This window comes from Micromonospora sp. NPDC002296 (assembly GCF_040296145.1).
Classification (GTDB): Bacteria; Actinomycetota; Actinomycetes; order Mycobacteriales; family Micromonosporaceae; genus Micromonospora.
In genome coordinates this window covers 87,926-107,471 of the sequence record NZ_JBEOWQ010000010.1, presented here as the reverse complement: position 1 = coordinate 107,471, position 19,546 = coordinate 87,926, and the positions used below count along the sequence as shown (strand labels likewise).

General features: G+C 73.3%; 21 protein-coding genes. 12 read left to right on the top strand and 9 right to left on the bottom strand.

Annotated features, from left to right (window positions below; translation table 11 throughout):
• Nucleotides 1–36 precede the first annotated feature (36 nt).
• Nucleotides 37–1,686: a fatty acid--CoA ligase gene (locus ABT023_RS11435; protein ID WP_350884208.1), complete on the top strand. Its 1,650-nt coding sequence runs from the start codon at nt 37–39 to the stop codon at nt 1,684–1,686.
• Nucleotides 1,687–1,895: 209 nt separating this feature from the next.
• On the opposite strand, the gene ABT023_RS11430 is transcribed toward ABT023_RS11435, so the two are convergent.
• Nucleotides 1,896–2,903: an NADPH:quinone reductase gene (locus ABT023_RS11430; RefSeq protein ID WP_350884206.1), complete on the bottom strand. Its 1,008-nt coding sequence runs from the start codon at nt 2,901–2,903 to the stop codon at nt 1,896–1,898.
• A 344-nt stretch (nt 2,904–3,247) separates the two neighbouring features.
• Between ABT023_RS11430 and ABT023_RS11425 the strand changes: the two genes are divergently transcribed.
• On the top strand, nt 3,248–4,000 hold the full coding sequence (locus ABT023_RS11425; RefSeq protein ID WP_350884204.1) for a DUF981 family protein: 753 nt from the start codon (nt 3,248–3,250) through the stop codon (nt 3,998–4,000).
• A 30-nt stretch (nt 4,001–4,030) separates the two neighbouring features.
• On the opposite strand, the gene ABT023_RS11420 is transcribed toward ABT023_RS11425, so the two are convergent.
• From ABT023_RS11420 to ABT023_RS11410, 3 genes are all read right to left on the bottom strand, one after another.
• Nucleotides 4,031–4,684 carry an HAD family hydrolase gene (locus tag ABT023_RS11420; RefSeq protein ID WP_350884202.1) on the bottom strand — a complete coding sequence of 218 codons (654 nt, stop codon included), beginning with the start codon at nt 4,682–4,684 and terminating at the stop codon, nt 4,031–4,033.
• A gap of 37 nt (nt 4,685–4,721) precedes the next feature.
• Nucleotides 4,722–5,546 (bottom strand): SCO6745 family protein, encoded by an 825-nt coding sequence (locus tag ABT023_RS11415; protein WP_350884333.1) that lies wholly within the window; start codon nt 5,544–5,546, stop codon nt 4,722–4,724.
• A 161-nt stretch (nt 5,547–5,707) separates the two neighbouring features.
• On the bottom strand, nt 5,708–6,376 hold the full coding sequence (locus tag ABT023_RS11410) for an FKBP-type peptidyl-prolyl cis-trans isomerase (RefSeq protein WP_350884200.1): 669 nt from the start codon (nt 6,374–6,376) through the stop codon (nt 5,708–5,710).
• A 221-nt stretch (nt 6,377–6,597) separates the two neighbouring features.
• Here ABT023_RS11410 and ABT023_RS11405 point away from each other — a divergent pair, with 221 nt between their 5' ends.
• Nucleotides 6,598–6,990, top strand: a complete 393-nt coding sequence (locus ABT023_RS11405; RefSeq protein ID WP_161689135.1) for a PPOX class F420-dependent oxidoreductase — start codon at nt 6,598–6,600, stop codon at nt 6,988–6,990.
• Nucleotides 6,991–7,038: 48 nt separating this feature from the next.
• Here the strand turns inward: ABT023_RS11405 and ku are convergent, their stop codons facing one another.
• Nucleotides 7,039–8,031: a non-homologous end joining protein Ku gene (gene ku / locus ABT023_RS11400; protein WP_350884198.1), complete on the bottom strand. Its 993-nt coding sequence runs from the start codon at nt 8,029–8,031 to the stop codon at nt 7,039–7,041.
• A gap of 86 nt (nt 8,032–8,117) precedes the next feature.
• Between ku and ligD (ABT023_RS11395) the strand changes: the two genes are divergently transcribed.
• Both ligD (ABT023_RS11395) and ligD (ABT023_RS11390) read left to right on the top strand, forming a co-directional pair.
• Nucleotides 8,118–9,059, top strand: coding sequence for a non-homologous end-joining DNA ligase (gene ligD / locus ABT023_RS11395; RefSeq protein WP_350884196.1), 942 nt, complete (start codon nt 8,118–8,120; stop codon nt 9,057–9,059).
• Nucleotides 9,049–9,963, top strand: a complete 915-nt coding sequence (gene ligD, locus ABT023_RS11390) for a non-homologous end-joining DNA ligase (RefSeq protein ID WP_350884194.1) — start codon at nt 9,049–9,051, stop codon at nt 9,961–9,963. Before ligD (ABT023_RS11395) ends, ligD (ABT023_RS11390) begins: the two co-directional genes overlap by 11 nt.
• Before the next feature lie 123 nt (nt 9,964–10,086).
• Here the strand turns inward: ligD (ABT023_RS11390) and ABT023_RS11385 are convergent, their stop codons facing one another.
• Together ABT023_RS11385 and ABT023_RS11380 are read right to left on the bottom strand one after the other, a co-directional pair.
• Entirely contained in the window at nt 10,087–10,386 is a 300-nt protein-coding gene (locus ABT023_RS11385) for a hypothetical protein (protein WP_350884192.1), read from the bottom strand.
• Nucleotides 10,383–10,646 carry a DivIVA domain-containing protein gene (locus tag ABT023_RS11380; protein ID WP_350884190.1) on the bottom strand — a complete coding sequence of 88 codons (264 nt, stop codon included), beginning with the start codon at nt 10,644–10,646 and terminating at the stop codon, nt 10,383–10,385. Before ABT023_RS11380 ends, ABT023_RS11385 begins: the two co-directional genes overlap by 4 nt.
• A gap of 373 nt (nt 10,647–11,019) precedes the next feature.
• On the opposite strand from ABT023_RS11380, the gene ABT023_RS11375 reads away from it, so the two are divergent.
• The 5 genes from ABT023_RS11375 to ABT023_RS11355 all read left to right on the top strand — a co-directional run bounded on the left by ABT023_RS11375 (nt 11,020) and on the right by ABT023_RS11355 (nt 13,912).
• The gene (locus ABT023_RS11375; RefSeq protein ID WP_350884331.1) at nt 11,020–11,229 is read left to right on the top strand and encodes a GntR family transcriptional regulator; all 210 of its coding nucleotides are present in this window, start codon (nt 11,020–11,022) and stop codon (nt 11,227–11,229) included.
• A 120-nt stretch (nt 11,230–11,349) separates the two neighbouring features.
• Entirely contained in the window at nt 11,350–12,120 is a 771-nt protein-coding gene (locus tag ABT023_RS11370) for a TIGR03089 family protein (RefSeq protein ID WP_350884188.1), read from the top strand.
• Between the two features lie 87 nt (nt 12,121–12,207).
• Nucleotides 12,208–13,089 carry a GNAT family N-acetyltransferase gene (locus tag ABT023_RS11365; RefSeq protein ID WP_350884186.1) on the top strand — a complete coding sequence of 294 codons (882 nt, stop codon included), beginning with the start codon at nt 12,208–12,210 and terminating at the stop codon, nt 13,087–13,089.
• 242 nt (nt 13,090–13,331) lie between these two features.
• On the top strand, nt 13,332–13,568 hold the full coding sequence (locus ABT023_RS11360) for a toxin HicA (RefSeq protein ID WP_235966394.1): 237 nt from the start codon (nt 13,332–13,334) through the stop codon (nt 13,566–13,568).
• Complete coding sequence (locus tag ABT023_RS11355) at nt 13,568–13,912, top strand: type II toxin-antitoxin system HicB family antitoxin (RefSeq protein WP_161689146.1); 345 nt, start codon at nt 13,568–13,570, stop codon at nt 13,910–13,912. Before ABT023_RS11360 ends, ABT023_RS11355 begins: the two co-directional genes overlap by 1 nt.
• Nucleotides 13,913–13,922: 10 nt before the next feature.
• Here ABT023_RS11355 and ABT023_RS11350 read toward each other — a convergent pair whose 3' ends face one another.
• Nucleotides 13,923–15,602 carry a DNA repair helicase XPB gene (locus tag ABT023_RS11350; RefSeq protein WP_350884184.1) on the bottom strand — a complete coding sequence of 560 codons (1,680 nt, stop codon included), beginning with the start codon at nt 15,600–15,602 and terminating at the stop codon, nt 13,923–13,925.
• Nucleotides 15,603–15,775: 173 nt separating this feature from the next.
• Here ABT023_RS11350 and ABT023_RS11345 point away from each other — a divergent pair, with 173 nt between their 5' ends.
• A complete protein-coding gene (locus ABT023_RS11345) occupies nt 15,776–16,675 on the top strand; it encodes a L,D-transpeptidase family protein (RefSeq protein WP_350884182.1) in 900 nt (299 codons plus the stop codon).
• A gap of 85 nt (nt 16,676–16,760) precedes the next feature.
• On the top strand, nt 16,761–17,000 hold the full coding sequence (locus tag ABT023_RS11340; RefSeq protein WP_350884180.1) for a hypothetical protein: 240 nt from the start codon (nt 16,761–16,763) through the stop codon (nt 16,998–17,000).
• Between the two features lie 37 nt (nt 17,001–17,037).
• Here the strand turns inward: ABT023_RS11340 and ABT023_RS11335 are convergent, their stop codons facing one another.
• On the bottom strand, nt 17,038–19,497 hold the full coding sequence (locus tag ABT023_RS11335) for a helicase-associated domain-containing protein (RefSeq protein ID WP_350884178.1): 2,460 nt from the start codon (nt 19,495–19,497) through the stop codon (nt 17,038–17,040).
• Nucleotides 19,498–19,546: the final 49 nt, after the last annotated feature.

Here is a 19,546-nt window from a genome sequence, read left to right as displayed (position 1 = left end):
TCCCAACGTGTGACCGCCGACACTAGCTTCTTACTCATGCGTAGCACGATGATGGACGCTCCCCTTCAGGTCGCCCGGATCCTCGACCACGGCGCGACGGTGCACGGCGCGGCCGAGGTGGTCACCTGGACCGGCGGTGAGCCCCGCCGCATGTCGTACGCCGAGGTGGGGCGGACGGCCGCCCGGCTGGCCCACGCGCTGCGCGACGAGTGCTGCGTGACCGGCGACGAGCGGGTCGCCACGTTCATGTGGAACAACGCCGAGCACCTGGTGGCGTACTTCGCCGTGCCGAGCATGGGCGCGGTGCTGCACACGCTCAACATCCGGCTCTTCCCCGACCAGGTCACCTACATCGCCAACCACGCGCAGGACCGGGTGGTGCTGGTCGACTCGACGCTGATCCCGCTGCTGGCCCGGGTCATCGGCGGGATGGCCACCGTGCGGCACGTGGTGGTGGTCGGCGGCGGCGACCCCGCCCCGCTGGTGGCGGCGGCGGGCGACCGGATCGCCGTACACCACTGGGACGCCCTGCTGGCCGGGAGGCCGGAGGTCTTCGACTGGCCGGAGGTGGACGAGCGCGACGCCGCGGCCCTCTGCTACACCTCCGGCACCACCGGCAACCCCAAGGGGGTCGCCTACTCGCACCGCTCGATCTATCTGCACTCGCTCCAGGTCTGCCTGCCGGAGGGGTTCGGCCTCGGGCCGACGCACCGCGAGCTGACCATCGTGCCGATGTTCCACGCGATGTCCTGGGGGCTGCCGTACGCGGCGTTCCTCTCCGGCGCGTCGCTGATCATGCCGGACCGGTTCCTCCAGGCCGCCCCGATCGCCGAGATGATCGCCGCCGAGCGGCCCACCCTGGCCGGCGCGGTGCCGACCATCTGGAACGACCTGCTGGCCCACCTGGACACCCACGACGTGGACATCTCCTCGTTGCGGGAGGTGATCGTCGGCGGGTCGGCGTGCCCGCCCGCGCTGATGCACGCGTTCGACGACCGGCACCACATCGACGTGATCCACGCCTGGGGGATGACCGAGATGTCGCCGCTCGGCTCGGTGGCCCGGCCGCCGGCCGGCGCGACCGGCGAGGACGCCTGGGGCTACCGGTACACCCAGGGCCGGGTCCCGGCCGGGGTCGCCGCGCGGATCGTCGGCCCGCTGGGCGAGCCGCTGCCCGCCGACGGGACCTCCGTCGGCGAGCTGGAGGTCCGCGGGCCGTGGGTGACCTCCCGGTACGTCGGGGAGGACGCCCCGGACGAGGAGAAGTTCCGCGACGGCTGGCTGCGCACCGGAGACGTCGGCACGCTCTCGCCCGACGGCTACATCACGCTCACCGACCGGGCCAAGGACGTGATCAAGTCCGGCGGTGAGTGGATCTCCTCGGTGGAGCTGGAGAACGCCCTGATGGCCCACCCGGCCGTGCTCGAGGCCTGCGTGGTGGGCGTGCCGGACGAGCGCTGGGACGAGCGCCCGCTGGCCACCGTGGTGGTCCGCGAGGGCACCGAGGTGAGCGCCGAGGAGCTGCGCGACTTCCTCGCGAGGTCGGTGGCGCGCTGGCAGCTCCCGGAGCGGTGGTCCTTCATCGACGAGGTGCCCAAGACCAGCGTCGGAAAGTTCGACAAGAAGGTGGTCCGCTCCCGGTACGCCGACGGCGGGCTGAGTGTCCGGGAGCTGACAACCCCGTAACGCTTTCAGGCGCATCTTCGCCTGAAGGGGCAGGGACGTACTCCTAAACATCCCTCCCCAGGGGCGGCCCCGGCGTTCGCACCGCGCCGGGGCCGCCCGTCTCATGTGCGGGCCGTCCCGTTCCTCCACGGCGCGGCCCCGCACTGCCATTGTCGCGAAACTCGTTCGGCTCTGTCCCAACGTCGGGGAAAACAGCCGGTGAACGCCGCTCAGCCGGCCGTGCTGACCAGCACCTTGCCGACCACCGAACGCTCCACCGCCCGATGTGCCGCCGCCGTGTCGGCCAGCGGGTGGCGGTGCAGCGGCAGGCCGGCCTCCGCGCCCACCCGTACGCCACCCTGCGCCACCGCCGCAGCCACGTCGTTGACCGCCTGCGCCTTCGCCGCCGTCGGGGCCGTGTAGACCAGCACGAACTGCCAGCGGGCGTTCGGCACCATCAGCGGCCGGATCGGCAGGGTCACCTCGTCCCCGCCGTCGTCGGCGTAGACGCAGACCGCCCCGCCCCGGCGCAGCAGCTGGACGTCGGCCGCCGCGTTCTTCGCCGCCGAGACCTCGACGATCGTGTGCACCCCGTCGGGGGCGATCTTGCGGGCCTCCTCGACCACGTCCTGCTCGCGATAGTTGATCACGAACGAGGCCCCGGCCGCCGCCGCCAGGTTCGCCTTCTCCGCGCTGCTCACGGTGGTGATCACGGTGGCGTCGGCCCAGCGGGCCAACTGGATCGCCGCGTTGCCGACCGCGCCCGCCCCGCCCTGCACCAGCACCGTGTGGTCGGTCAGCGCGCCGGCGTGCAGCCCGTCGGGCATGAACTCCCCGGCCGTCAGGCAGCGGTGTGCGGTGAGGAACGGGATGCCCAGGCTCGCCCCGAGGTCGAAGGAAGCGCCGCCGAGCGGGACCGCCTGCCGGACCGGCACCACCGTGTACTCGGCGGCGGTGCCCCAGGGCCGCTGCCAGGCGGCCTCCCAGATCCACACCCGCTCGCCGATCAGGTTCCGGTCCACGCCCGCGCCGACCGCCTCCACCACCCCGGCGCCGTCCTGCCCCGGAATCTGCCAGCCGGCCGGCGGCCCCTGCCGGCGGGACTTCCAGTCGGTCGGGTTGACCCCGGAGACGGCCACCCGGACCAGGACCTCGCCGGGCCCCGGCTCGGGCACCCGCCGGTCGACCAGGTACAGCACCGAGGCGTCACCACCGGTCTCGTACACGATCGCCCTCATCGTCGCCTCCTCACGTCGGGACGTGCGTTCCGCCGTACCCCGGTGGGCCCTGATCATTCCGGCGCTCCCGGCCGGCGCAAGCGCAACCCGACCGGCACAACGCGCAACCCGGCCGGCGCACGCGCAACCCGACCGTGCACGCGCAACCCGGCCGGCCGAGAACGCGCAACCCCGTTCGCCCGTGGCCCGCAGGGACCGCCGCCGGCGAGTGGACGATCGCGCTGCCGGACCCCGCTGACCTGCGCGGACTTCCACCAGCGGGGTTTCCCGGGTGCTACGACGGGGACAGCGCGGTGAGTGGGTGCCGCTCTCCGGCGGCGTACCTCGACGGCGTTGGAGGCGGCATGGCGACGGACACGCTCGCTCAGGACGGATTGAAGATCAACTGGGTGGAGATGCCCACCTACAACACCATCATGTCGCTCGCCGCCGGCGTCGGCCTGCTGCTGGTCGTCGCGCTCGGCCGGCAGGTGCTCCAACGGCAGGAGATCGTCGCCGAGGGATGGGCAATGGCCTTCGTCGTCCTCGGGGCCATCCTCGCCGCGACCGGTCTGCACATGACGCTCACCTGGCCCCTGGCCAGCGGCGGCTTCGCCTTCGACAACATCATCTTCGGTGAACCCGCGCTCGCCTTCGGCGTGCTGCTGCTGGCCGCCGGGTTCGTGCTGTGGCGCCGGGCGCCCCTCTTCGCCGGGAGAGCCGGGGACATCGAGGGCCGCGAGCCGGTGGCTGCCGACGAGCGGCTCCGGTACACGCAACGGCTCCTCGCGCCCATCTCGGTGTTCGTCTTCGCGCTCGGCCTCGCCTGCTTCGCGATCGCCGCCGCAGGCTGGACGTACACCCTCTTCGCGGCCCCGCCCGAAGAGCCGATCTCCGGACAGTTCGCCGACTATCCCCTCGTCGAGGCCACCTTCATCTCCGGGCTGTACGTGCTGGTCGGGGTCGGCGCCGTACTCTTCCCGTTCGCGCTGCGCCGCCTGCGCCGCCCGCTGCTGCTGATCGCGGGCTGGGCCTGGGGCCTCGCCGGACTCGCGTTCCTGCTCTTCGGCGCGCTGAACTACTTCACCCACATCGGGCTGATCGTCAACACCCAGTAGTCGCCAGCGCCCGCACCGATTCGGGATCGCTCAGCCGAGGCCGGCGACGACCTCCGGGGTCAGGTCGCCCACCGTCGGCAGCACCACGGCCGCGAGCCGCTCGGCGTCCGGGTCCAACGGGTACGCCCCGTGCGGCACCGCCACCACCCGCATCCCGGCGGCGGCGGCCGACCGCACCCCGTTGGAGGAGTCCTCCACCGCGACGCAGCGGGACGGGTCGACGCCGAGCCGCCCGGCGACGGCCAGGTACACGTCGGGGGCGGGCTTGCCGTGCGCGGTCTCCTCGGTCGACAGCGTCGCCCCGAACGCGTCGGTCAGGCCCGTCGCGGCCAGCGCCGCCGCGATCAGCCGGGTCGGCGAGGAACTGGCCAGCCCGAGCGGCCACCGCGCCGCCAGCCGGCGCACCACCTGGTCGGCCCCGTCGATCACCGGTACGCGCTCCGCGTACCGCCGGGTCATCTCGTCGACCACCTCGGCGGCGACCTGCTCGGCCGTCCGGTCGACGCCCAGTTCACCGCTGAGGTACCGGGCCCACTCGCCGGTGCTCATCCCCATCAGCCGGCGCTGGGTGTCCGGCTGCCAACTGCCGCCGTGCGTCGCCACGTACGCCCGGCGGACCTCCTCCCAGACCGGCTCGGAGTCCACGATCACGCCGTCCAGGTCGAAGACCACCGCATCAGCCACGCCCCCATCCTGCCCCAGCCGGGGCGGCGGGCCGGCCTCAGGCCGGCAGCGGGGGCAGGCCGATGGGGCTGCCCGGCGGGATCACCGTGTGACCGGCGCGGGCGATCGGGCCGAGCAGCTCCCGTAGCCGCTCCGCGCCGTCCGCGCCGAGCGCCCGCCACGGGTGGGTGGCCGCCAGGTCGGTGGCGTCCTCGACGGCCCGGAACGCGGCCCGTCCGTGCCCGGTCGGCTCGCCGTCGGGCGTCAACCAGCCCCGCTCGACGAGCCGGCCGGCCGCCGCCCGCCACTGCTCCTCGGACCAGCCCCGGCCCAGCAGGTTCATCGGCGCCATGCCGTCCGCCACCTTCCAGGCCAGCGTCTCCGCCGGGTCCAGGCCCGCCGCGACCAGCGCGGCGACGTGCCCGTCGCCCCGGTGCTCGCGCAGGGTGGTGGCCGCCTGCCAGAGTCGGGCCAGCGGGTACTCGGCGGCCGGCAGGGCGGCGTTCGCGGCCCCCAGCACCCGGCCGGCGGGCTGCGCCGCGCGGGCGGCCGTCTCCAGCAGCCCGGCGGCCTCGGCGAGGTGCCCCTCCGGCAGCTCGTACGTCAGCTCGGCCAGTGCCTGCACCGCACCGGTGAGCCGGGCCCGCAGCGCCTCCTCCGGGGTGACCAGCCGCCACACCGCCGGCAGCGCCCGGGCCACCATGTGCGGGGCGAAGCTGAAGAACGCCGCGACGATCGGGGCCGCCTCGGTGGCGCCCAGCGGGGCGGACCGGCCGGCGAAGTAGCCCCGCCAGTAGCCGCGCAGCCCGACCGCCTCGTAGGCGGCACGGGAGCGCGGATGGAAGTAGGTGACCGCGTGCACCGGCTCGAAGTGTGTCCACATCAGCCGGGCGAGACCCGGGTCGTCCAGCGCCGCCACGTGCACCTCCGCGTCGGTTCGGGAATCACCGCGGCGCGGCCGGAACCGCCCACGGTGACCCCGAACCTACTGGTCGTGGGCGACCGGAAGGAAGACCGCTGTGAACTACCGCATGACCGCGCGGGCTACTGGGCGGCGAGCACGTCGACGACGAACCGCAACGGGCCGGCCGGCCGGCCGCCGGAGGCGTCGTTGCCGTACGCCAGCTCGGCGGGCAGGTCGAGCTGCACCCGGCTGCCCACGTTCACCCCGACCAGGCCCTGATCCCAGCCCTTGATAACCTGCCCCACGCCGATCGCGAAGGTGGCCGGCTGGCCGGTCTTCCAGGACGCGTCGAACTCCTTGCCGTCCTTGTAGAACACGCCCACGTAGTTGGTGGTGATCTGCTGGCCGGACTTGACCGCCGGGCCCTTGCCCTTGATCAGCGTGGTCACGCCGAGCTTCTTCAGCTCGCCCTTGCCCGCCTCGACCTTCGGCTTGGTGGCCAGCGCCGGGTCCGCCCCCTCGGGAAGCTGCTGGGCGGGCGGCGCGGTGGGCCCGGCCGACGGGGCGCTGGCCCCGGCCGACGGGGCGGACGCGAACTCACCCGGAGCGTCGTCGTCGCCCTGGTTCACGACGACGAAGACCCCGACCAGGATCGCCACGACGGCGAGGCCGGAGAGCGCACCGAGGATGGACTGCCGGCGGCGCTTCGCCTCGGCGGCCTTCTTCGCCGCCAACTGGAGACCCAGTCGCCGCTCCGCCTTGCCGCCCGGGCCCTGGCCCGCCGACCGGTTCTGCACACGCTCGCTCACGTCGACTCCCTGATCAAGAGGTGGGGGGCCCGGCGGCCGCTGCCGAGGCCAGCGCACACGGTACCCGCCCTGCTCCCCTCGGTGCTGCCTCGGCCGGTTCCCGTCCGGTCCCGCCCGTCCCGTTTCTGCCCGTGACGCCCGTCCGTCCGGTCCCGTCCGGTCGCTGCCCTTTGGCCGGGGTTGCCCGATGCAGGGCCCCCGACGGGGGTAGTTTCACGACCATGGCGATCCTCACCGAAGCAGACCTGGCCCTGCTGGCCGAACCGCAGCTCGCCCACGTGGCCACCATCGAGCCGGACGGCACCCCGCACGTGACGCCGGTGTGGGTGGACACCGACGGTCAGCACATCGTGTTCAACACGGCCAAGGGGCGGCAGAAGTACAACAACATCCAGCGCAACCCGATGGTCGCGGTCTCCGTCGTCGACAAGGCCGACGACTTCCGCACCCTGTGGGTGAAGGGCACCACCGAACTGGTCGAGGAGGGCGCCGACGAGCACATCGACCGGATGGCGCAGAAGTACCTCGGGCAGGACACCTACCCGTTCCGGCAGCCCGGCGAGGAGCGGGTGATCGTCCGGGTCACCCCCACGCAGAAGCTCGGCCGCGGCTGACGCGGGCGGCGGGGGCCCGACGGTCGACCGGGCCCCGCCGCCGCACCCCTAGGCGGTCTTGCGGGGAGCCTTCTTCGGCGCGGCCTTCCTGGCCGGGGCCTTCTTCGCGGCGTCGGACTCCGCGGCCTTCTTCGTGGCCGCCTTCTTCGTACCCCCGGCCTTCTTCTCGGCCGTCTTCTTCGCCGGGGCCTTGGCCGCCTTCTTCGCCGACCGGGCCGAGGTGATCGGGGTCGGTTCCCCGCCACCGGCCGCCGGCTGCTCGCCGCGCGCCGCCCGGGCCCGCTCCACCGACGCCTTCAGCGCGGCCATCAGGTCCACCGCCGCGGCCGGGGCCTCCTCGACCTCCTCCGGCTGGACGACCTCCCGGCCCTCCACCTTCGCGTCGATGACCTCCTGCAACGCGGCCCGGTAGTCGTCGGTGAAGACGTCCGGCTCGAACTCCCCGGCCATCGAGTCGATCAGCGAGCTGGCCATCGCCAGCTCCGGGGGCCGGACCTTCAGGTCCTCGCCCAGGAAGCCGAAGTCCGGGGTACGCACCTCGTCCGGCCAGAGCATCGTGTTGAGCAGCAGCACCCCCTCCCGGACCCGCAGGGTGGCGAGCTGCTCCCGCTGGCGCAGCGCCACCTTCACGATCGCCACCCGCTCCGAGTCGGTGAGCGCGTCGCGCAACAGCACGTACGGCTTGGTCGCCGCGCCCTCCGGCTCCAGGAAGTACGCCTTGTTGTAGAGGATCGGGTCGACCTGCTCCGCCGGGACGAACTCCAGTACGTCGATGGCGCGCGATGTGGTCAGCGGCAGGTCGGCGAAGTCGGAGTCGGTCAGGATCACCATCTCGCCGCCGCCGATGTCGTACCCCTTGGCGATGTCGTCGTAGGTGACCTCCTCACCGCAGACGGAGCAGGTGCGTTTGTAGCGGATGCGCCCGCCGTCCTCCCGGTGCACCTGGTGGAAGCGGATGTCTTTCTCCTCGGTGGCCGAATAGAGCTTCACCGCGATCGAGACCAGCCCGAACGAGACCGCCCCCTTCCAGATCGCCCGCATACCCCACTCCTCTCCCCGGTTCAGCTCAGGATCCCAAAGGATCGAAGCGGGCGCGAGCACTTCGATTGCCCTACTACAGTCGAGAAATGCCCGGCGCGCCGTTGAAGCCGATGCTCGCGATGACCGGCCCGCTGCCCGCCGGCGCCGACTGGGCGTACGAGTTCAAGTGGGACGGCGTACGCGCGCTGGCCGACATCACCACCGGCCGGCAACACCTGTACGCCCGCTCCGGCGCGGAGATCACCACCGCGTACCCGGAGCTGATCACCCTCGGCGAGCAGGTCGACGACGCGCTGCTCGACGGCGAGGTGGTGCTGCTCAACCAGGTCGGCCAGCCCTCGTTCACCGCCTTGGCCGAGCGGATGCACGTGCGGGACGCGGCGAAGGCGGCCCGGCTCGCGGCGACCGTGCCGGTGACGTACATGATCTTCGACCTGCTCCGGCTGGGTGGCGCGGACCTGACGGGGCGGCCGTGGCGGGAGCGGCGGGAGCTGCTGGACGGGCTGGGCCTCGGCGCTGCCCGGTGGGCGGTGCCGCCCACCTTCACCGACGGCCCGGCCACCTACGAGGCGGCCGGCGAGCACGGCCTCGAAGGGGTGATGGCCAAGCGGGCCGGCTCGGCCTACCGACCCGGGGTCCGCTCCCCGGAATGGGTGAAGGTCAAGCTGGAGGTGACCGGCGACTTCGTCGTGGGCGGCTGGCGACCCGGCGCACGCAAGATCGGTGGGCTGCTGATCGGGGTGCCCGGCCCCCAGGGGCGGCTCGTCTACCGGGGCCGGGTCGGCGGCGGCATCGGCGCGGCCATCGAACGGGAGCTGCTGCGCGAGCTGGAGCCGCTGCGCACCGGGGAGTCGCCGTTCTCCGGGGACGTGCCGCGCGAGGACGCCCGAGCCGCCATCTGGGTACGGCCCGCGGTGGTGGTCGAGGTGAAGTACGGTCAGCGCACCCCGGACGGCCGGCTGCGCTTCCCCCGCGTGCTGCGGCTCCGCCCGGACAAGCCGCCGCAGGAGGTGGACGATGCCGGGTGACCGGTTCCGCGTCGACGTGCAGGGGCGCTCGCTGGAGCTGTCCAACCTGGACAAGGTGCTCTACCCGGCGGCGGGCTTCACCAAGGGCGAGGTGATCGACTACTACACCCGGATCGCCCCGGTGCTCCTGCCCCACCTGGCCGACCGGGCGCTCACCCGGATCCGGTACCCGAACGGCGTCGACGACAAGAGCTTCTTCGAGAAGAACGCCCCGGCCGCCACCCCCGACTGGGTGCACACCGAGACGCTGCCCGTCCCCGGGTCGAGCAAGGGCCGGGAGACCATCGACTACGTGGTGGCCGACGACCTGCCGACCCTGGTCTGGCTGGCCAACCTCGCCGCGTTGGAACTGCACACGCCGCAGTGGAGGATCGGCGGCCACCCGGACACGATGGTCGTCGACCTGGACCCGGGGTCGCCGGCCGGGCTGCGCGAGTGCTGCGAGGTGGCGCTGCTGCTGCGCGACCGGCTCGCCTCCGACGGCATCGACTCGTACCCGAAGACGTCCGGGAAGAAGGGCATGCAGTTGTGCTGCCCGATCGCCGGCACCCAGTCCTCTGATCTCGTGTCCGACTACGCGAAGCGGGTCGCCCAGGAGTTGGAGAAGGAACACCCGAAGCTGGTCGTGTCGCGGATGGCGAAGAACCTGCGCCCTGGGAAGGTCTTCATCGACTGGAGTCAGAACAACGCGGCGAAGACGACGGTGTCGCCGTACTCCCTGCGGGCGCAGTCCGTGCCGGCGGTGTCGACCCCGCTGACCTGGGACGAGGTTTCCGCCGGTGCCGCCGGGAAGCGGCCGGCGGCACGCCCCTATACCGCTGCGGAGGTGCTGAAGCGGGTGGAGAAGCAGGGGGATCTGCTCGCCCCGCTGCTCGACGGCGGCCCCAAACTGCCCGCCGGCTGACGCGCCGGCCGAGTCCGCGTCGGCATGGGGTGCAGTAGGTCCGGGAGTTCGCGGAAACCGCGACGATCCGGCGACCGCCGGTCAGGCGGCCGGCCAGGAGATCGGTCGGCAGCCCACACCCGCTCAGCCGTCGGGCAGCCGGTACCGGGCCGCCCGGACGTTGCGCGCCGGTGACCAGGGCCGGTGGGAGCAGGGCACGGCGTGGTCGGTCGGCAACGCGCACCGTGCGCCTCCGGGCAGTAACCGGTCGCAGAAGACCCGATGGCGTACGCCCTGGTCGTCCTCGGCCGAGACGGTCACCTCGCCCAGGTCGACGCGTCGGCTGAGCCGGGCCAGCAGGCGGGTGGCCGTCCGGGCGAAGATCCGCGCCCGGAGCAGGTCGGGCGCGGTGATCGGCAGGTGGATCACCCAGCGACCGCTCATCGGTACCGGTGCTTTCCGGACTGGCCGCACTGCCATGAGTGCAGCGCACGCCGGATGCGTACGTTCTCCTGCCGCACCGTGACCACGGCTGCCTGTGCGACGGCCAGTTCGTCGGCGACCTCGTGCAGGAAGGCGCGGATCTCGAACGGGTCGAGCCCGTGCCGGCGGACGTTGAACCGCCGCTCGCGGATCTGCGCGGGGCGCAGGGGTTGTCTCGTTCTCTCCTGTCGGCCGGTCAGCCAACGGATCAGGTGGCGCACGGGGGACCGCCCTTCGTCGGGTGCACGTCGAAGTGGAGGGGCGGCCCCCGCCGGTCGCAGTCGGCGGAGGCCGCCCCGCCCGGCCGCCGCAGCCACGAACGGCGGTACGGCGGCAGGGCCGCGCCGGGGGAGTGGCGCGGGGGGTCTTCCGGCGGCGATGCGAGACCGGTACGAGAGGTGCCAACCGACCGCAGCAGCACCGCATCACCGACAGCGACGCTATCGCCACTGATTCACCTATGTCAAGGATGTCTCTGAGTTATCTGCCTACCTATGTCACCCCCGCTACGTCTGTTGCCTATGCCGCAATCGTTGATCGATACTGGGCGGGCCAACCGACTGCAAGGGGCCTGACGTGCCTATCCCGCCCACCATGGACGAGCTGCTCGACGATCTCCTGAAGAAGATCAAGAGCGGAACCTATCCGCCTGGATCCCAGCTTCCCTCCGGCCGGGAGTTGGCGGACGTGTACGACGTGTCGCAGTCAACGATCAGCCGGGCGGTAGCGACGCTGCGGGAGCAGGGTGTGCTGGTCGGCCGCCCGGGTCGCGGTGTCTTCGTCGCGGAGTCCACCCGGCCCTGACCAGGCTGGTGGGCCGTCGCCCGCCGCGCTGCCCGGGGTGCCGCGACCGCGCCAGCGGACTCGGTCAGGGCCAAGGCGTTCTTACTCGCCATGAGTTCACCCGAAACCGAGGAGTGCCACGTGGAGCAGACCACTGTCCCGGCGGTCACGGCGACCGTTCCGTCCCCGGCCGTGACGGCTGGCGACGTTGACCATCCACTGTTCACCTTCCGCGACGACGCCACCGGCGAGCGGGTCGACCTGACCGCCGCCGAGCTGGGCGACTGGGCCGCCCGCGCCGCCGCCCTGCTGCGCGACGACTGCGGGCTGGGCGTCGGCGACCGGGCGGCCGTGCTGCTGCCGGCGCACTGGCAGACCGCCGCCGTGTTGTTGGGCGCCTGGTCGATCGGTGTGGCCGTGTCGGCCCGGTCCCGGGCGACCGCCGGGCTGCCGGTCCTCGACCAGGGCGCAGACGAGCCGCTGGACGCCGTGCTCGTGTCCTGGGCGCGGCTGGACGACTGGCTGGAGGACGTCCCCGACGGGCGGCACCGGTTCGTGCTCGGCCTCGGTCATCCGCGCGCCGAGGTGCCCGAGGGGTGGCGGGACTGGCTCGCCGAGGTGAGCCGGCAGGACGCGGCCCCACCGGCGTACGCGGCGGTGCACCCGTCGTTCGCGGCCACCCCGGACGGCACGAGCTATCACGCGTGGGGCGAGATTGCCCGGCACATCGCCGACTCGCTGGGCCTGCGCCCCGGCGATCGGGTGCTGGTCGACACGCCCGACTACGAGGAGCCGGTGAAGTGGCTGCTCGCGCCGCTGGTCGCGGGCGCGTCCGTGGTGGTCTGCGCCAACCTGGACCCGGCCCGGCGGGACGCCCTGATCGCCACCGAGGGGATCACCCGGGCGCTCTGAGCGCTGCGGCCCTGTCGGAAACCCGTTGACGCCACCGGGCTCCGCGACGCCTACTTTCTCGGCGAGTAGCACGAGGAAGGGATCCCGGTGGACCGGACGGATATGGGCGTGGACGCCCTCACCTGGGGGGATGTCGGCGAGCAGCACCTCGCGGCGCTCACGGAGCTGGCCGGGGGATGCCTGGCCGCCGACGGAGGGCTGCCGCTGTTCGCCCGTCCCCCGTTGCTGCGGGCCCGGCTGTTGCAGACTCGTACCCTCGGTGCCTGGCACGATGGCCGCCTGGTCGCGGCCGTCGGCGTGGGCACCGGCCGGGAGCCGGCCACCAGCACGGGCCTGGTGCATCCGGGCTGGCGCGGGCGGGGTCTGGGCGGCCGGCTGCTGGACTGGGCGGGCGAGCAGGCCGGGGGCGCCGAGCTGCTGCTCACCACCGAGTCCGGGAGCCCCGGCGCGGACGCCCTGTTCATGGCGCGCGGCTTCGAGCGGACCTTTGTCGAGTGGGTGCTGCGGCACGACCTCGCCGCACTGCCGGACGTGCCGCCGCCCGACGGGGTGCGCACCGGGCCGGTGGTTCGGGAGGCCGGCCCCGAGCTGTTCGAGACGTACCGGGCGTCCTTCGCCGACCGGCCCGGATTCCGTGCGCCCGAGGCCGAGGAGTGGCTGGGCGAGCTGTGGGACGACGACGGGTACCGGCCGGACCTGTCGCTGATCGCCCGCGGTCCCGACGGCACCGCCGTCGGCTTCCTCAACGTCATCGACAACTGGGTCGACCAGGTGGGCGTGGTTCCCGGCTGGCGGCAGCGGCGGGTCGGGGCGCACCTGATGGCCGTCGCGCTGCGGTCGTTGGCCGGTGACGGTGCTGGGGAGGCGTGGCTCTGCGTCAATGACGACAACCCGGCCGCCGTGCTGTACCGGGGGCTCGGGTTCGGCGACGCCGGCCGCCGCGCCCGCTACCTGCGCCGCCGCCCCTGACACCGCCGGGCGGTCGCGGCTGGCCACGGGCGGTGACGGTGTGGCTCGCGAGCCGGCGGACGGCCTGGCCGGCGTACGTCTAGGTCCCCCGGCCGTCCTCGCGGACCAGGGGGCGGTCAGGCCGAGCCCGCGGCGGGCCTGGAGGTCGGCGGTGAACCGGAAGATCGGCGCGGGCAGCAGGTGCACCGCGAAGTGTTTGCGACCGTGGTACCGCTGGTAGTACCATTGACCGTGTGCCGTCCATGGACAAGCTCGTTGCAGCGATGCGGACCAACCAGCAGAACATCGCCTACAACGATCTTTACCGGGCATGCGAACACTACTTCGGGAAGCCACGACAAGCCGGCAGCTCTCACGCGGTGTTCAAGACGCCCTGGGCGGGCGACCCACGCGTGAATATCCAGAACGACAAAGGCAAGGCGAAGGCGTACCAGGTCCGGCAAGTGCTCAAGGCGATCGACAAGAAGGAGGCCATGTGATGCAGCCCGATCCCCGCCCCGAAATCACCCACTACACCTACCGCGTCACCTGGTCCGCCGAGGATCGCGAATTCGTCGCCACCTGTGCCGAGTTTCCCTCTCTCTCCTGGCTGGCTCCCTCCCAGATCGAGGCTCTGCAAGGGCTTGAGGATCTGCTGCGTGAGGTGATCGAGGACATGCAAGAGCAGGGCGAGCAGGTGCCGCAGCCGTTCGCCGAGCGCAGCTACTCGGGCAAGTTCAACCTCCGCGTCGGAGAGAGCCTGCACCGGGAACTCGCCGTCCAGGCCGCTGAGGACGGCATGAGCCTCAACCAGTACGTCCTGCGGAGGCTCCGAGCCGCCTGACCGGAGCGGGTCAGTCGACCGTCGGGAGCTTCGGGCCGAGGACGTCGTCGGCGTCGACGATCGTGTACGCGTACCCCTGCTCCGCGAGGAAGCGTTGCCGGTGGGCCGCGTACTCGGTGTCGATGGTGTCCCGGGAGACGACGGTGTAGAAGTGCGCCTGCCGGCGGTCGGCCTTCGGCCGGAGCACCCGGCCCAACCGCTGCGCCTCCTCCTGCCGCGACCCGAACGTCCCCGACACCTGGATCGCCACCGCCGCCTCGGGCAGGTCGATGGAGAAGTTGCCGACCTTCGAGATGACCAGGGTGCGGACCTCCCCGGACCGGAACGCGTCGAACAGCCGCTCCCGCTCCTTGTTGGTCGTCGACCCCTGGATGATCGGGGCGTCCAGGTACTCCCCGAGCTGGTGCAGCTGGTCGATGTACCCGCCGATGACCAGCACCTGGTCGCCCGCGTGCCGGTCGACCAGCGCCTTCACCACCGGCAGCTTGGTGCGGGCGGTCGCCGCCATCCGGTAGCGCTCCTCGGCCTCCGCCGTCGCGTACGACATCCGCTCCGCGTCGGTCAGGGTCACCCGTACCTCGGTGCACTCGGCCGGGGCGATCCAGCCCTGCGACTCGATGTCCTTCCACGGCGCGTCGTACCGCTTGGGGCCGATCAGGCTGAACACGTCGCCCTCCCGGCCGTCCTCGCGGACCAGGGTGGCGGTCAGGCCGAGCCGGCGGCGGGCCTGGAGGTCGGCGGTGAACCGGAAGATCGGCGCGGGCAGCAGGTGCACCTCGTCGTAGACGACCAGGCCCCAGTCGCGGGCGGAGAACAGGTCCAGGTGGGTGAACGCGCCGCCGCGCCGCGAGGTGAGCACCTGGTACGTGGCGATGGTGACCGCTCGGATCTCCTTGCGCTCGCCCGAGTACTCACCGATCTCCTCCTCGGTCAGCGAGGTGCGGGCGATCAGTTCCCGCTTCCACTGCCGGCCGGCGACCGTGTTGGTCACCAGGATCAGGGTGGTCGCCTTCGCCTCGGCCATCGCGGCGGCGCCCACGAGCGTCTTGCCCGCGCCGCAGGGCAGCACCACCACGCCCGACCCGCCGGCCCAGAACGCCTCCACGGCCTCCCGCTGGTACGACCGCAGCGTCCACGGCTTCCCGCCGTCCTTGCCGGCCTCGGCCAGATCGATCTGGTGGGCCTCGCCGTCGACGTACCCGGCCAGGTCCTCCGCCGGCCAGCCGAGCTTCAGCAGCGCCTGCTTGAGCCGGCCCCGCTCGGACGGGTGCACCGCGATCGTGTCGTCGTCGAGCTTCGCGCCGAGCATGCCGGCGAGCTTCTTGCTCTTGGCGACCTCGATCAGCACCATCCGGTCCAGCCCCCGCAGCACCAGCCCGTGCGCCGGGTCGTTGGCGAGTTGCAGCCGGCCGTACCGGTCCATCGTCTCGGCCACGTCGACCAGCAGCCCGTGCGGCACCGGGTAGCGGGAGTACTTGATCAACGAGTCCACCACGCCCTCGGCGTCGTGGCCCGCGGCCCGCGCGTTCCACAGCCCCAGCGGGGTCAGCCGGTACGTGTGCACGTGCTCGGGGGAGCGCTCCAGCTCGGCGAAGGGCGCGATCGTCATCCGGCAGGCCTGGGCGTCGGGATGGTCGATCTCCAGCAGCAGGGTCTTGTCCGACTGAACGATCAATGGTCCACCGCTCACGCCAGCGTCCTTTCCTTGCCTGGTCGCCGGCCGTCTCGCGGGTGTCCGGGTGGCCCCGGGCCGACCATCCAGTGTTGCACGGAAGCGGATGAGGGCAGAAAATCGGACACCAGGGTGCAACCATTCCCCTACGCCCGGCGTCTAGCAGAGGGACGACCACCCTGGGAGGTCTCATGAGACAGGTTCCGCTCACCGCCAGGGTCGTCGCCTTGGCCGTGGTCACGCTGGTCGGCGTCGGTTCGTGCACGCCCGATCGCCAGGCCGACCCGGGTGGCCGTGGAGGAGGGCTCGCCCAGGCCGGCTCGGCCGAGCAGGGAACGGGGGCGGGCGGCTCGTCGGACCCCGACCAGCGGACCCGGCCGAACCCCACCCCGACGAAGGCGAAACCCAAGCCCAAGCCCAAGCCGACGCCGAAGCCGACGCGGACCCGGACGGTGGCCCCCGAGCGGGCCGCGCCGACCGCGCCGACTTGGGCCGCCGGCTGCCCGCAGGGCGAGCACCAGCGCGAGGTGGAGACGTACCTGGCGAAGCTGGGCGGGTTCGGGCGGGTGACTGTGGACGGCCGCCAGTCCGCCGCCGACTGCGCCGCCATCAAGAAGTTCCAGCAGCGGTACGACATCCGCCCGGCCGCCGGCCGCGCCGGCCCCACCACGTACGACGTGGCGAAGCGGCTGGCCACCACCGACACCCGCAGGTGCAAGGCCGGGGCGTCCGGCACCACCTTCTGCATCGACCTCACCCGGCAGACCACCTGGGCGGTGCGCGGCGGGAAGGTCGTCTGGGGCCCGACGGTGACCCGGACCGGCATGCCGGGGTACGCCACCCCCGCCGGCACGTACAAGATCAATTACCGGAACATCAAGGAGTGGTCCGACCCGTACGAGGTGTGGCTGCCGTACTGGCAGCACTTCACCCAGGGGATGGGCTACCACCAGACCACCACCTACCTGCACGAGAAGTCGATCGGCTCGCACGGCTGCGTGAACCTGCTCCCCGCCGACGCCCGTCGGGCGTGGGAGCTGGGCAAGGTCGGCAGCCAAGTGGTCCTCTTCGGCCGTCGACCCGGCACCTGACCGGCCGGCCCGCGATCGGTCCGGCGATCGACCGGCCCACGATCCGCTCGGCACCCGACCCAGCCCCGGCTCCGAGGAGGCGGCGATGAGCGTCGACCACGAGGCGGCAGCAGCCGAGGACGAGCCCGTGCCCGGCATCGCGGTCACCACGGCCACCGTGGTCGGCTACGGGCTCGCCGCCGCCGTCCTCGTCGCCTGGTTCCTGTACGGCTGGCTGGTCCAGCAGCAGGGCTTCGTCGCCTCGGTCGGCGAGTCCGCCGGGGCGGGGTTCGCCCTGCTGCTGGCCGTCTCCGTGGTGGGCACCGTGCGGCGCAGCCGCCGCTGACCGGGGACGGGGCCCCGGCCGGGTGCCGGCACGTCGGTCAGCTCTCCAGGACCGCCGCGGTGATCCGGTGCAGCGCGAAGGTGTGCAGCATCTCCGTCCGCTCGTCCTCGGCCCGCAGGTAGCCCGCCCCGATCGACACCGGCCGGAGCAGCCGGGACGCGGTCGCCCCGTGCGTGTCGACGTACCCCACCCAGACCAGCGCCTTGTCCCGGACCGCCTGCTGGAGCACGGCGAGCGCGTCGCCGTGGTTGTGCGCCGGCGCCGGGCCCGGGCCGGCCGTACTCCCACGCACCACCGCCGGGGCCCGCCGGGCCGCCCGCGCCGCCGCCTCGCCCCGGCGGATCTGCTCCACCACCCCGAGCAGCCGCGGCATGGCCAGCTTCGGGGACGCCAACGGGTCGAGCGTCCGGCCGACCGGCGCCCGTCCGGGGGCCCGGCGGGTCTTCGGCCGGGCCAGCACCGCCGAGCCGGAGGCGTCCTCCGGCACCGGGGCGTACCCGGCGTCGCGCAACGCCATCAGCATCCGGTTGACCTGGTACGGGGTGGACAGCACCGTCGGGGCCAGCCGGCGGAACGCCAGCGACTCCAGCCGCCGGTCGGCCAGCACCTCGGCGAGCAGCGCCTCGTCGTCGCTGCGCACGTACCCGCCGGCGGAGCCGACCCGCAGCCCGCCGTGCTTGCGGGCCACGTCGTCCACCAGGTAGGTCAGCCCCTGCGGGATCGGGGTGCGGGAGCGGCGAAGGAACAGGGCGTGCAGGTCGTCGGCCGAGTACCCGGCGTCCAGGGCCCGGCGCACGCTCGCCGGGGTCACCCGGTGCACACTCGCCCCGCCCGCCGACTCGTGCTCGGCCACCACCTCCAGCTCCCCGGCCAGCGCCGGGTCGGGCGGTCCGGGTACCACCACGGTCAGGTCGGCCTGCACCAGGAAGTGGTCGACCGGGGAGGGGAGCAGGGCGTCCAACGCCCGTACGGCGGTGGACGCGGCGCCGCTCTCCGCGTCCGTGTGCAGCCCGAGCGGGTCGTCCGACCCCCGCTCGTCGGCGTCGGTCAGGTCGGCCAGCAGCAGCCGCCCGTACGAGGTGAGCGCCCCCAGCCCGGTCACCCCGAGCCGCGCGGCCTCCGCCAGCACCTCCCGGTACGCGGCCTCCCGGCCCCGGCTGCGCCGGGGCGCCCGCCAGTCGAGCAGCCCCAGCACCTCCTCCGTCGTCGGAGCGGTGGCCGGCTCCAGGTCGGCCAGCACCGACAGCACGGCCCGGCGGGCGGCGGGCGCACCGGCCCGTTCCGCCTCGGCCGACAACACGGAGATCGGCCGGTTCCGGTCGTCCCGCTGCCCGGCCAGGCCGGCCTGTCGGGTCATCACCAGCCACGCCCGGGCCAACTGCACCCAGCGCTGGGCCAGCGACATGGCCCGCCACACCTCGTACCCGCCGGTGGGCATGACCTGCTGGTCCGCGCCGTACCGGGCGGTGGCGGCCCCGGTCAGCTCCAGCTCGCCGGCCAGCCCGGCCGCGTACGCCACCTCCAGCAGCAGGGCGGCGGTCGGGTCGTCCACGCCGAGGGTCTTGGCCAGCCGGCGCAGGTCACGCACCCCGACCCCGCCCGAGCGCAGCACCGGCGCCGGCTCGGCGGACAGCAGTTCCAGCAGCGCCTCGGTGTTCCGTACCACCTCCATGGTCTGCCCGGCCCCGGCCGAGTCGACGGCCTTCGCCTCGCGCGGCGCGGCGGCCACCGTCGGCGGGCTGGTGCGCAGCGGTCCGAGCGGGCCGCTGTCCCGGCGCAGCAGCAGGCCGACCTCGCGGGGCAGCTCCACGGTGCCGGCGGAGACCAGCACCAGCAGCCGGTTGTCCACCAGCCAGCGCACCGGCGAGCCGGTCGGCGCGCCACCGTTCGTCGGGTCCGGCGGAACGCTGTCCTCGGCGCCGAGCGGCGGGGCCTGGAGCGCGCCCGGGGGCACGCTGCCCACCGGCGGCCCGGCGGCCAGCCGGTCCAGGATCGCCCGGGCCGACGGCGGCGCGGCCAGCAGCGCGCGGCGCAGCTTCGCCGGGTCCGCGCAGAGCGTGGCCGCGTGCAGGTCCAGCTCCGCCGCAGGCCGGCCCAGCCCCGCCGGGTACGGCGAGACCTCGTCCACGCCGCCCACCACGCGCAGCGCGTGCTCCGGGCCGTACAGCAGGAAGAGCGCGCGCAGCCTGTTCACCGCGCCGCGGATGGTGGCGGGGGCCGGCGGGCGGGGGCCGGCGGTGGCCATGGCCAGGACCGCCTCCGTGGCGGTGGTGCCGTCGTCCGGGCCCCGGGTGAGCCGGGCAGCGTCGAGGATCTGGAGGGTGAACTGGTCCAGCCCGTCCAGGGCCCGGGCCACCGAGACCCGGGACTGGGCCCGGATCGCGAGCGCGGACACGTCGGCCGGCACGGGCACGACGAGGTCCGGCCGTAACTGGAGCAGGGCGGCCAGGGACTCGTCGGGCAGCGTCCGCAGGTGGTCGGCGAGTGAGGTGGTCATCGTCGTTCCACGCTAGCCCGCTTCGGGGCCCGCGCGCCCCCCGGACGTC

Excerpts from the sequence above, each read along its gene's own strand:
- ABT023_RS11435 (WP_350884208.1), top strand. The coding sequence starts at position 37 with ATGCGTAGCACGATGATGGACGCTCCCCTTCAGGTCGCCCGGATCCTC.
- ABT023_RS11430 (WP_350884206.1), bottom strand. The coding sequence starts at position 2,903 with ATGAGGGCGATCGTGTACGAGACCGGTGGTGACGCCTCGGTGCTGTAC.
- ABT023_RS11425 (WP_350884204.1), top strand. The coding sequence starts at position 3,248 with ATGGCGACGGACACGCTCGCTCAGGACGGATTGAAGATCAACTGGGTG.
- ABT023_RS11415 (WP_350884333.1), bottom strand. The coding sequence starts at position 5,546 with ATGTGGACACACTTCGAGCCGGTGCACGCGGTCACCTACTTCCATCCG.
- ABT023_RS11405 (WP_161689135.1), top strand. The coding sequence starts at position 6,598 with ATGGCGATCCTCACCGAAGCAGACCTGGCCCTGCTGGCCGAACCGCAG.
- ku (WP_350884198.1), bottom strand. The coding sequence starts at position 8,031 with ATGCGGGCGATCTGGAAGGGGGCGGTCTCGTTCGGGCTGGTCTCGATC.
- ligD (WP_350884196.1), top strand. The coding sequence starts at position 8,118 with ATGCCCGGCGCGCCGTTGAAGCCGATGCTCGCGATGACCGGCCCGCTG.
- ligD (WP_350884194.1), top strand. The coding sequence starts at position 9,049 with ATGCCGGGTGACCGGTTCCGCGTCGACGTGCAGGGGCGCTCGCTGGAG.
- ABT023_RS11385 (WP_350884192.1), bottom strand. The coding sequence starts at position 10,386 with ATGAGCGGTCGCTGGGTGATCCACCTGCCGATCACCGCGCCCGACCTG.
- ABT023_RS11375 (WP_350884331.1), top strand. The coding sequence starts at position 11,020 with ATGGACGAGCTGCTCGACGATCTCCTGAAGAAGATCAAGAGCGGAACC.
- ABT023_RS11360 (WP_235966394.1), top strand. The coding sequence starts at position 13,332 with ATGGACAAGCTCGTTGCAGCGATGCGGACCAACCAGCAGAACATCGCC.
- ABT023_RS11355 (WP_161689146.1), top strand. The coding sequence starts at position 13,568 with ATGCAGCCCGATCCCCGCCCCGAAATCACCCACTACACCTACCGCGTC.
- ABT023_RS11345 (WP_350884182.1), top strand. The coding sequence starts at position 15,776 with ATGAGACAGGTTCCGCTCACCGCCAGGGTCGTCGCCTTGGCCGTGGTC.
- ABT023_RS11340 (WP_350884180.1), top strand. The coding sequence starts at position 16,761 with ATGAGCGTCGACCACGAGGCGGCAGCAGCCGAGGACGAGCCCGTGCCC.
- ABT023_RS11335 (WP_350884178.1), bottom strand. The coding sequence starts at position 19,497 with ATGACCACCTCACTCGCCGACCACCTGCGGACGCTGCCCGACGAGTCC.